General features: G+C 57.7%; 9 protein-coding genes and 1 tRNA gene. 9 read left to right on the top strand and 1 reads right to left on the bottom strand.

Features of this window, described 5'->3' with window-relative positions; all coding sequences use genetic code 11:
• The first annotated feature begins 346 nt into the window (after window positions 1-346).
• The 9 genes from ACYCUK_RS22045 (at window position 347) to ACYCUK_RS22005 (ending at window position 6,815) form a co-directional block, all read left to right on the top strand.
• Window positions 347-1,573 carry a tyrosine-type recombinase/integrase gene (locus ACYCUK_RS22045; protein ID WP_461596763.1) on the top strand — a complete coding sequence of 409 codons (1,227 nt, stop codon included), beginning with the start codon at window positions 347-349 and terminating at the stop codon, window positions 1,571-1,573.
• On the top strand, window positions 1,570-1,896 hold the full coding sequence (locus ACYCUK_RS22040) for a type II toxin-antitoxin system RelE/ParE family toxin (RefSeq protein ID WP_461596762.1): 327 nt from the start codon (window positions 1,570-1,572) through the stop codon (window positions 1,894-1,896). Before ACYCUK_RS22045 ends, ACYCUK_RS22040 begins: the two co-directional genes overlap by 4 nt.
• A complete protein-coding gene (locus tag ACYCUK_RS22035) occupies window positions 1,893-2,174 on the top strand; it encodes a helix-turn-helix domain-containing protein (protein WP_461596761.1) in 282 nt (93 codons plus the stop codon). Before ACYCUK_RS22040 ends, ACYCUK_RS22035 begins: the two co-directional genes overlap by 4 nt.
• A complete protein-coding gene (locus tag ACYCUK_RS22030; protein WP_461596760.1) occupies window positions 2,171-2,428 on the top strand; it encodes a DUF2442 domain-containing protein in 258 nt (85 codons plus the stop codon). The genes ACYCUK_RS22035 and ACYCUK_RS22030 overlap by 4 nt, the downstream gene beginning before the upstream one ends.
• A gap of 103 nt (window positions 2,429-2,531) precedes the next feature.
• Entirely contained in the window at window positions 2,532-3,269 is a 738-nt protein-coding gene (locus tag ACYCUK_RS22025) for a hypothetical protein (RefSeq protein WP_461596759.1), read from the top strand.
• A 103-nt stretch (window positions 3,270-3,372) separates the two neighbouring features.
• A complete protein-coding gene (locus ACYCUK_RS22020; protein WP_461596758.1) occupies window positions 3,373-3,636 on the top strand; it encodes a helix-turn-helix domain-containing protein in 264 nt (87 codons plus the stop codon).
• A 4-nt stretch (window positions 3,637-3,640) separates the two neighbouring features.
• On the top strand, window positions 3,641-4,141 hold the full coding sequence (locus tag ACYCUK_RS22015; RefSeq protein WP_461596757.1) for a hypothetical protein: 501 nt from the start codon (window positions 3,641-3,643) through the stop codon (window positions 4,139-4,141).
• Between the two features lie 451 nt (window positions 4,142-4,592).
• Entirely contained in the window at window positions 4,593-5,744 is a 1,152-nt protein-coding gene (locus ACYCUK_RS22010) for a YfjI family protein (protein WP_461596756.1), read from the top strand.
• A gap of 423 nt (window positions 5,745-6,167) precedes the next feature.
• The gene (locus tag ACYCUK_RS22005; protein ID WP_461596755.1) at window positions 6,168-6,815 is read left to right on the top strand and encodes a hypothetical protein; all 648 of its coding nucleotides are present in this window, start codon (window positions 6,168-6,170) and stop codon (window positions 6,813-6,815) included.
• A gap of 625 nt (window positions 6,816-7,440) precedes the next feature.
• On the opposite strand, the gene ACYCUK_RS22000 is transcribed toward ACYCUK_RS22005, so the two are convergent.
• Window positions 7,441-7,516, bottom strand: a tRNA-Asn gene (locus ACYCUK_RS22000).
• Between the last annotated feature and the right edge of the window lie 46 nt (window positions 7,517-7,562).

Raw genomic sequence — 7,562 nt, 5'->3', positions numbered from 1 at the left:
CCCGGTTTTGCTTTTCTGGTTCGCTATGAGTCGGCAAACAAAAAGAGGTTAGACATTTTTGCCTAACCTCTTGTTTTGTTTGGCTCCCCGGGACAGGCTCGAACTGCCGACCTAGTGATTAACAGTCTCAAAGCCGGGCATTTATGGCGTTTTATCTACCCCCCTGTATCTTGACGTATCAATCACTTAGTCAGATACTACCTTTACCGACATTCACCGATTTACCGCTAAAAGGTTAGCCTGAGGTTAGCCCACGGTTAGCCCGAAAATCGCGTCACTGGGCCGGAAATGCTGGAGATCGTGGCGAAAACGCGCCGCAAAAGGTTAGCCCGGGAGGGGGTAAAACATGGCTGAGAAGATGCAGTTCACCAAGGCCCGCATAGCGGCGCTGGAGCCTGTCCCCGGCAAACGGATCACCGTTTATGATGAGACACAGAAAGGATTGTGCATCCGCGTCACACCAGCCGGAGCCAAGGCGTTCTATTGCGTCCGTAAGGTGGAGGGCAAAGTGGAGTGGGTACGCATAGGCGATGCCACCACCGTGACCATTGAGACGGCCCGGAACACTACCGCGAAGATCGTCAACGATATTGCCGCAGGGGCCAACCCCGCCGAGCAGAAGCGTATCAGGAAGGCGGAGATGACATTCTCTGACCTGTTCAGCGAGTGGGTTAAGGAGTGCAAGGCCAGAGGCAAAAAGAGCCTGGGCAAAGATCAGGACAACTACCGTTTGCACCTGCAAGGGCTGGCCCGCAAGAAGCTATCCGACATTCAGCGCAACGAGATACGCAAGCTGCACACCACCCTTTCGGCAAGGTCTGGAAGGATTCTTGCAAATCGCGTTCTTGCCTTGGTGCGGGCACTGTTCAACTTCGGTATCAAGACGCTGGATATACCCAACCTGACCAACCCCGCAGCCGGGCTAAAGATGAACAGAGAGGAAAGCCGGGATCGTCGTTTGCATCCCGATGAAATGCCCAAGTTCTTCGAGGCACTGGCCGCCGAGGAGAACCCCGATATGCGGGATTACATCATGCTCTCGCTGCTGACCGGGGCGCGTCGCTCCAACGTGCTGGCGATGCACTGGGCAGAGATCAATCTGGATCGCGCAACGTGGACCATCCCCGGCCCCAAGGCGAAGGCGAAGGACAATATCGTTGTGCCCCTCACCGATGCCGCCATAAAGGTGCTACAGGCCCGCAGAGAGGCCAGCGGAGCACAGGGATGGGTATTCCCCGGTTCAGGTGCTACAGGCCACCTTGTAGAGCCTAAAAAGGGCTGGCAACGATTGTTGCAACGGGCAGGTATTGATGACCTACGCATCCATGACTTGCGCCGTTCGCTGGCGTCCTTCCAGATCGACGCGGGGGTGTCTCTGGCCGTCATAGGCAAGGGACTAGGCCACCACTCGCAGCAAACCACCGCCGTCTATGCAAGGTTGGCTCAAGACCCGGTTGCCGATGCATGGCAGAAAGGCACCGATGCCATACTGGTGGCTGCTGGAGTCAAGAAAACCGCCGAGGTTGTGCCGTTGAAGAAATTGCCCCGTAATCGCAAAAGTGCTATATCGTGAAGTGGACCACAGAGACACTTGACCAGCGTGTTGATGATGAACTGAACGCCCTGCCGTCCGCATTGCGAGCGCGTCTGTCGCGGATAGTGGAGATGATTGAGCAGGTGGGCTTGGAGCAGGTCCACGAACCGCATATCAAGCACCTGGAGGATAAGCTCTGGGAGATACGCGCCAAGGCACCGGATGGGATTGCCAGAGCGATATATGTCACCACAACAGGGAAGCGGCTGGTAATCCTTCATGCTTTCGTCAAGAAAGCGCAGAAAACGCCTAAGCAGGCCATAGAGACAGCACGGCAACGCGCCAAGGAGATTTTACAATGACCCTCATATCAAAACTGAAAGAGCAATGGATGCAAGACCCCGCGTTCAAGGCAGAATACGACGCGCTGGAAGATGAGTTCAGCCTTGCCCGCGAGTTGATCGAGGCCCGGACCCGCGCTGGACTGTCGCAAGCGGAACTGGCGCAACGTATGGGCACCACACAATCCGCTATTGCCCGCCTGGAAAGTGGCAAGGCCCCGCCGTCCATGCGAACCATTGCGCGTATCGCCGCCGCTACCGGCAGTCGCGCCGTAGTCCGACTGGAGCCGCGCCCTTGATACTTCGTATTACCGAAGCAAAAGTTCTCCCCGGCCATCGCCTGCACGTTCGATTCAACACCGGACAGGAGGGCGATGTGGACCTATCCCGAGAGCTGACCGGCCCGGTATTCGACGCATTGCGGGATGATGACCTGTTCAGCCGGGTAGAGGTCCACAGCCTGTTCCATACCGTAACATGGCCCAACGGGGCAGACCTGGCACCCGAATACCTGCTGGACCTGTTACAGCACCAGCAAGGGCACGCGGCATAAGTTTCACCGCCATGCCTTAGCTCGACGGAGCGAAAGGCCGGAACCTTCACCGGCTTGGGCATGGCACCTATTCAATGAAGGAAGCGCAGAGAAGGAGCGCATGATGCAGATGCCTTATGAGTTGTTGCCGCAATGGTTCACCGTCAAAGCTCTAGCACAACGATGGGGGGTTGATCGTGACCATATCGCCGCGATGATTGGAAGCGGGTTGATTGAGACTGTCGCATCAATTAGAACCTCAACAAATTGGAAGAATAAATTTGGCGGTGAAGATGTTCATGCCTCTCCCCCTGGGATGTACACGGTTCTGAGCAGTGGAGCATGGAAGGGTCTTGATGATGCCGGTAATATGGGTCCGCCAATCCCAATTTATTGGCAGAACAGTGGCGCTGCTTCATGGGACGCAACCCCTGCACAACATTCGCCAAGCTTCCTTTTGCCTACCAAGAAGAAAGAATTATCCAGCCTTGTTTTTAACTTTCTCGCTGGAGAACTTTGCCCGTCTCCCACTAACGAGCCGGTGCTTATGAGCTTCCGCGTGTATGGCGTCGTGTCTGAATTTTTAATAAACAAGTATGAGGTCAGACGGATTGAGGACGCCGCAACACAAAAGGAAATCCAAGACGGAGATGTGCCCAAGGCCATAGCAAGCCGTCGCATAATGCTGACTGTGATTAATGCCCTATGTGGAAGGGCCGAAATAGACCCGCGAGGCAGAAACGCGACCACCGAGATCATGCGTCTATTGGATGAGCAAGGCACCCCCGCCGCAGAGCGCACCGTAAGGGATGCTATCAAGCAAATCCCAGATGCCATGAAAACACGCAAAACCGAGCAGTGAAGGCTATGCAAAACGGCAAACGGCAAATAGCCTATTTGCCGCATTGAGCCAGAAAACCCCCGCACCATAAGCGCCATCATCCACCATCGATAGGCGCTTTCCCATGCAAAACGAGTCCGATTCACTCCACCGCGAAATCGTCAAAGAGATTGCGGTTACTTTGGGCTACACCGAAAAGAACGTACCCACCCAGATCAACGAAGGGCAGGCATCCCTTGTTCTGGACGTGAAGCCAGCGACCCTCTGCAACTGGAGGTGTACTGGCCGCTACAACCTGCCATTTATCAAGACAGGACGCCTTGTCAGGTATCGTGTCGCTGACCTTGCCGCGTGGATCGCCAAGCGTCGTACTGGCGCAGAGGGTTGATTCCATGACCCCACAACAAAAAAGCCGCCCGGCGGGGGCGGCATACGCAGCAACATCACGATCCAATGATAACCCCATAGACGCGGTTCTGCACCGTCTGGAAAAGGTGAAGCGCACGGCACCAGATAAATGGATTGCACGCTGCCCCGCCCATGATGACAAGCGTCCGTCGCTTTCGATTCGTGAAGCTGAGGACGGCAAAGTGCTGTTGCGCTGTTGGTCAGGTTGCGGAGCCGCCGAGATCGTCAACGCCCTGGGGTTGAGCCTAAGTGACCTGTTCCCCGGCGACCGGCGCAGCCTCAGCGACCACGGCACCGGCCCCATGCGGCGTCCGTTCAACTGGCAAGACGCCTTGAAGGGTGTCTCTCACGAAATCACAGTGGCCCGATTGATCGTTGAAGCCGTCAATGCTGGGCACGAAATGGATGGGGAATCCCTGGACCGTCTGGCGCTGGCCGAGGAGCGCATAAGCGATGCACTCCAAGCTGCTGGGGGCGTTCAATGAGTAGCTGGGATGAGCAGGCCGCAGAAACCTACCAGGCCGAGGACGCAACGGACCAGATCACCCCGCCACCGGTTCCCGATACCGATGTCATGCTGTCCGGCATCATTGGCGAGATCGCCCGCGCTGGGTCGGACGGCAAGGAGGTCCACCCCGTCGCAGTTGCCGCCGCCTGCCTGTCCTGGCTATCCGCCGAGGTTGGTCCTGACATCTACTTACCGATTGGCGACACCAGGCACCACGTCAACCTGTTCACGCTCCACATAGGCCGCAGCGCCAGAGGTGGCAAGGGCGAGTCCCTGGGGCTGGTCAGACGCATCCGCAACACCATCACCGGCGACCGTGAAGACCACCCTTGTGGGCAGCTCCACAGCGGCGGTTTATCGAGCCGTGAGGGGCTGGCCGGAGCCGTTCACGATGGCTATACAGGCAGGGCAAAGAGGAAGTGCCTGCCGTGGATGATAAGCGGCTCTGGATCGTGGAGGCTGAGTTCTCCAACGTGCTGGCGCAGGGCAAGCGCGAAGGCAACACCTTGTTGCCCGCATTGCGGGACGTGTGGGACGGCGGGAATATTCAGCCTCTCACGAAAGGCAGGGGCATGTGGTCAACGCATCCCCACATTGCGCTTCACGGCAACATCACCCCCGGCGAACTACAGGCCCGCATCGAGGCCAGAGAGATCAATGGCGGGACGTTCAATCGTATTTTGATGATATGGGCGGAGCGCACTTGCATGGTGGCCTTACCGGAGCCTACGGACACCGGGGTTGTGGCAGGTTTTGCCCGGCGCATCGAGGACGCTATCCGATGGGCGAAGGGCACCTACCCGACCACCAGAGACAGCCGCAAAGCCTCTATGACCCCCGGCGCAGCACACTTATGGGAATCTCTGTACCCGGCGCTAAAACAGCCGCACCCCGCTGGCGATTTGGTGGCCGCTGCTACGGAGCGTAGGGCACCTATCTGTCTACGCATCGCGCTGATTCACGCCATCCTGGAGAAATCCTTGATGATTACCCCGGAGCATATCCAAGTCGGGTATGCCTGGGCGCAGTACGGCGCTGCCACCGCTGCCTATGTCCTGGCCGGTATGGGTGGGCGGGCCCGAGATACGGACAAGGAACGCAAGGTGCTGGCGTTTCTGGACAATCAGCCGGGCAAAGAGGCGGATCGTCGGACCCTAATCAACGTCTGTTTCAAGAAGCATATCGACGCGAAAGACCTTGATCGGGTTCTGACTCCACTTGTGGATGATGGGGCACTCCACCGCCGCGAAGTAGACCCAAAAGCTGGGGGGCGGAAACGCGTCATTTACTCATTGCAGCGTGCGGACAATGCGGACAATGCGGACAATCAACAACGGCGGGGCTTTCGCCGTGCGGACATCGACGCGGACAATGCGGACAATGAAATCTCACCGGTTCAAAGTCCGCAAAGTCCGCACGTTGTCCGCAACGCTGAAAGCCTTATAGATGCTCATTGTCCGCAAAGTCCGCAAAGTCCGCATACGTCAATAGAAAATTGCCCGCAGTGTGATGGGGCGGGTTGCCACCTTTGCGAGGAGGTCCCAGACGACGACATCGACTTTGAGGACATACAGCCATGATGCCCGCGCAGACGGATCAACGTAGCACCCAACCCGCCCGCGTGGATTCTGGGCAAGATATGGCCGCACCAGCGACCATTACTTGTGGGCAATGCGTCCGGTTCCAACCAGGCACCACGGCGCAGGGGATAGGCTCTTGTCTTGCCACAGTGACAGGCCAGCCGCCGAAGGATCAGCGCGGGTATCTGGCCGCGTATCCGATGGCCCCCAGATCGTGTCCTGAGTTTCTGGGATCGCCGTCATGACCCGGCATATCCGCGAATTGCACAGGCAGTTCCCCGGCATCCAGATCACCCGTACACGCGGAGGGCACCTTGTCGCCACCGTAGGCACCGCCCGCGTATTCCTGGCCGCTACACCATCCGACCATCGAGCCATTCACAACATCGCCGCCATGATCCGGCGCGTACAGAGGACAAAACCATGACCAAAGCAAAGACATCAGCAAACAACGGGATTGTTGTCATTGAAGGCGACCCGGACACCCCGGAAAAGGACGCTGCAAAAGCCGCCACCATGCCGCATGTGCAAGCAGCATTCACTATGGGAAAATACATATGGGGCGGGGTTAAGGCCGAGCCTGGCCCGCTACTCGCTGAGGTGGGTTCACAGGCCCGCCGAGTCATAGGCGGCGACATGACCCGCATCGAGACTATGCTGGTCAGCCAGATGCACACACTGGACGCCATGTTCAACAGCCTTGCCCGGCGAGCAATGGACACCGAAAACGCGGATCACGTCAAAATGTGGCTGACCGCATCGCTCAAGGCGCAAAGGCAATGTGTCCATGCTGCCGAGGCGCTGGCGACCCTCAAAAATCCCGCCGTGTTCGTGGGCAAGCAACAGATCAATCAGGCCACCGGACCCATGCAGGTCAACAATGGGACACCCGCGCCCGTCCCTGTAAAATCAGATCAGGACACCGAACTAAAGGAAATTACCCATGAGCATATCGAACGGCTGGACACCGGAGCGCCGAGCAAGACAGGCCGAGATGATCCGGCAATGGCGACCGTGGGAACAGAGCACCGGACCAGTGACCGAAGCCGGAAAGGCCAAGAGCGCGGCTAATGCCAAGAGCAGCGGAGTGCGTGCCGCTCGGCGAGAGGTGCGGGCAGTCATGGCGCTGATTCGTGAATATGACCGGCAAGAGCGCGAGATCAGGAAGCTGATAAGGCCGTAATCGTGACCGCATGGTGGACGGCAATAGTCAGCACTGATAAGGCTTTGCAGGCCATAGTGAACGCATTGTGACCGCATCGTGACCGCATCGTGAACGGACGCATGAATCCCGCTCATGGTGGGCGAGAGATGCCCCGTAAGGCCCGCAAACACCCCAGAGCCACCAGTTTACACCAGTCTCCCCACAGGACGCAGCACAGGGCACGTATGACCCCTTGGCGGGCGATTCATGGCTAGACGCGGATGCCTTCAAGCTATTGCTGGGAAGGCGGTATAACCGAGTGAAAAAGGCACACGCTGGCGCACCGGTCGGGAACGTCAACGCTGAAAAACAATGGGCTCAATCTGAGCCAATCGTTTTCGTTTCAGAGTGTCCCAAGAGCACCGCCGACCGCCTGGCCGTCGATCTGGACGGAATCAGCACCCGCACCCCGTTTTTCCTTCTGAGGTTAGCCCTGGGTTAGCCCGGAAAAATGAAGGCACCTAGCAAATTGCGCTAAGTGCCTGATTCTTTTGGCTCCCCGGGACAGGCTCGAACTGCCGACCTAGTGATTAACAGTCACCCGCTCTACCGACTGAGCTACCGGGGAAAAGTGCTGCAAATCCTAGCGTTTGATCGTCGCCACGTCAAGTACC

The sequence above is a fragment of the Thiomonas sp. genome, from assembly GCF_054608695.1.
The sequence above is the reverse complement of the archived record's forward strand: the minus strand, read 5'-3'. Positions and strand labels throughout refer to the sequence as shown.